General features: G+C 46.7%; 3 protein-coding genes. All 3 read left to right on the forward strand.

The window, feature by feature from the left end:
• Nucleotides 1-285 precede the first annotated feature (285 nt).
• The 3 genes from O9332_RS09795 (at nt 286) to O9332_RS09805 (ending at nt 3,137) form a co-directional block, all read left to right on the forward strand.
• The gene (locus O9332_RS09795) at nt 286-591 is read left to right on the forward strand and encodes a DUF6825 family protein (RefSeq protein WP_002761072.1); all 306 of its coding nucleotides are present in this window, start codon (nt 286-288) and stop codon (nt 589-591) included.
• Between the two features lie 90 nt (nt 592-681).
• Nucleotides 682-2,370: an ABC1 kinase family protein gene (locus O9332_RS09800; protein ID WP_002761070.1), complete on the forward strand. Its 1,689-nt coding sequence runs from the start codon at nt 682-684 to the stop codon at nt 2,368-2,370.
• A 44-nt stretch (nt 2,371-2,414) separates the two neighbouring features.
• Nucleotides 2,415-3,137 (forward strand): Stp1/IreP family PP2C-type Ser/Thr phosphatase, encoded by a 723-nt coding sequence (locus tag O9332_RS09805; RefSeq protein WP_043999238.1) that lies wholly within the window; start codon nt 2,415-2,417, stop codon nt 3,135-3,137.
• Nucleotides 3,138-3,496 lie beyond the last annotated feature (359 nt).

Below are 3,496 nucleotides of genomic sequence, written 5' to 3' on the forward strand. Positions count from 1 at the left end.
ATTGAGAATGACCGGGGGAACTCTGAAATTTTCGGCTTAGTTGCCGGCAGCTTGCCGCCAACTCACTCCTCTAGATAAGTATTTTGACTCACGCCCCTTCCTCTTTTGAGACGTTGTGACACTTAGGGTGCGGAATGTGGGATTGAAAACGGATTTGGTCTAACCTCCCTTTTCAGAAAAACGATTTGCCTTTTCTGGTTCTGTCGCCTAACCTAGTAGTTAGGGAATTTATTATCGCCTTTCCCGTTCACAAAACCCAGCAAGCGAAAACATCCATTTAAGATTATGACTAACCCCGTTATTCACGCCTTTTTCCTCGGACGAGCGATCGCTGAAGTGGTCAGTGAACAGCTAGAAGATGCGTTCACCAACGCTTTAAGCGAATTAGGCAAATTTGATGCCGAACAACGGGAAAACCTGCGGCAATTCGTCGAAGAAGTGCAAATGAGAGCCGATCGAGCCATGGAAAAGGGAGTATATACTGAGACAGACTCCAGTGGTTCCTCCAGTGCCGATGTGCAGGAAAACATCGACGAAATGCGGGCCGAAATCGCCCAATTGCGCTCGGAACTCAAAAACTACCAGAATTAACCAAAAACCCTCTTTTAGTCGCTTTAAAGCCCCAAAAATTGCGTGTCAGCCCTTCTACCCGTCCCCGTTACCCTAGAGTTAAACCCAGCAATGCCGGCCCTCCAAGTCGCCAAAAATAGCTATCGTTGGAATCGAGAAAACTATTCCATCAATCGTCGTCGTCTAGATATTTGGCGATTCGTTCTGACTGTACTTTATCAATTCTGGCTCAACGGTAAAAAATGGAGCTATAACGGTGGCTATAGCCAGGAAAAACTCGCCAGCAGACGCAGAAAACAAGCCGCTTGGATTCGGGAAACCATGCTAGAATTGGGTCCAACTTTTATTAAAGTCGGTCAACTGTTCTCCACCCGGGCCGATCTTTTTCCCCTCGAATATGTGGAAGAACTCTCGAAACTACAGGATCAGGTTCCCGCATTTACCTACGAACAGGCCAGCAAAATTATCGAGGTATCCCTCGGTAAACCCCTCAATCAACTCTTTAAAAGCTTCGATCCCATCCCCCTAGCAGCCGCTAGTTTAGGACAAGTTCACCGGGCCCAACTGAAGAGCGGGGAAGATGTGGTGGTCAAAGTCCAACGGCCCGGATTGAAAAAATTATTTAGTATCGATCTGACCATCCTAAAAAAAATCGCCCAATATTTCCAAAATCATCCCAAATGGGGTAAAGGTCGCGATTGGACGGGTATTTATGAAGAATGCTGTAAAATCCTCTGGGAAGAAACCGATTATCTCAATGAAGGTCGTAACGCTGACACTTTTCGCCGTAATTTTCGCGAGGAAGATTGGGTCAAAGTACCGAAAGTCTATTGGCGCTACACCGCTCCCCGGGTTTTAACCCTAGAATACCTCCCCGGCATCAAAATCAGTCATTATGAAGCCCTAGAAGCAGCCGGACTCGATCGCAAATTGTTGGCTAAACTAGGGGCAAAAGCCTATCTAATTCAACTACTCAATAACGGCTTTTTTCACGCGGATCCTCACCCTGGCAATATTGCCGTTGATAGTGATGGCTCCCTAATTTTCTACGATTTCGGCATGATGGGACAAATTAAAACCAACGTGCGCGAAAAATTAATGCAGACTCTCTTGGGAATTGCCCAAAAAGATGCCGATCGCGTGGTCACTTCTCTGGTGGATTTAGGAGCATTAACTGCTAATGGTGATATGGGAGCAGTGCGGCGATCGATCCAGTATATGCTCGATAACTTCATGGATAAACCCTTTGAGGAACAGTCCGTAGCCTCTATCAGCGATGATCTCTATGAAATCGCCTACGATCAGCCTTTTCGCTTTCCCGCTACCTTTACCTTCGTTATGCGGGCATTTTCTACCCTGGAAGGGGTAGGCAAAGGACTCGATCCCGAATTTAACTTTATGGAAGTGGCCCAACCTTTTGCCCTGCAATTAGTAAATGATATGACAGGAAATAATGGCAGTAATATCCTCGATGAGTTAGGACGACAAGCAGCCCAAGTGAGCAGCACCGCCCTGAGTTTACCCCGACGCATCGATGATACGATCGAAAAATTAGAACGGGGTGATATCCGTGTCCGGGTCCGTTCGAGCGAATCCGATCGACTTTTGCGGCGATTGGGTATGATTCAAATGGGAACCAACTATACTTTACTGGTCAGTGCTTTACTTATCTCAGCGACGCTTCTATTCGTCAGTGGTTTTGGTTGGTTGACTTTAGTGCCGATGGCGATTTCCCTGCTGCCGGGGATAGCTCTTGTGAGACTTTGGCGAAAAATTGAACGTCAGGATCGCATGATGTAATTGATTGCGGGATAATAAATATTGTGTTAAAAGCAGAAATTTCGATGAACAATCTTTCTTTTGGAGGAATGACCGATCCTGGTGTAGTGCGATCGGTTAATCAGGATAGTTATTATATCGACCCCGAGCGGCGCTTTTTTATCGTTGCTGATGGTATGGGAGGTCATGCGGGGGGCCAGGAAGCTAGTCAAATCGCCACTGAAACTATCCAAGCTCATCTAGAAGAACACTGGAATTCGCCCCGGGCTGCCGGGGAATTGCTGCAGGAGGCAATTACCGTCGCTAACGAGAAGATTATCGAAGATCAGCTAAAAAATCCCGAAAGACAGGACATGGGGACAACCCTAGTCATGGCTATCTTCCGAGATGATGGCTCTTGGTACACCCATATTGGTGATTCCCGTCTCTATCGCTTTCGTGAGCAAAAATTAGAACAGGTGACGGAGGATCATACGTGGATAGCTAGGGCGATAAAAATGGGCGATCTGTCCGAAGAAGAAGCCAAAAACCACCCTTGGCGGCACGTTTTATTTCAATGTCTCGGTCGTTGCGATTTGCCCCCAGTGACGGTATCTCCCCTCGATCTGCAATCCGGCGATAGTTTAATTCTCTGTAGTGATGGTTTGACGGAAGAACTGTCCGACGAGGAAATTAGCGATTATTTGCAAACCAGTGCCGATTGTCAGGAAATTGTCGAGAATTTAGTGGCAGCGGCCAAAGAAGCCGGCGGTTCTGATAATATCACCGTGGTCATGGTCAGCTGTTGACTATCTAGGGTTTGCGGCAAAAAGTTTCTCGTGGGGAAGTGGGGAAGTGGGGGAATTTCAACTAAAACCCTAACACCCTAACACCCTAACACCCTAACACCCGATCTCCTGACTTGAAAATAGAGGCTGAAATAACGCCAATTCGTCAATCATACTAAATCCGCTGAGTATAGGCTACATATCAGGAGAGGCACTCCTGCAAGGGGAGTGACTCTTAAATTATCGAAAATTTGGGTTGAAAACCTCGCCCTTTAGGGCGACTTTATGTTAGCATTAAATTGAGTCGTTGACTTTGGGAACGCAGGAAACAAGCGACACTCCGTAATCCCTAAATCTCTAACCATCACTGGTACAAAAGC

The sequence above is a fragment of the Microcystis sp. LE19-10.1B genome, from assembly GCF_027530565.1.
Lineage (GTDB): Bacteria > Cyanobacteriota > Cyanobacteriia > Cyanobacteriales > Microcystaceae > Microcystis > Microcystis aeruginosa.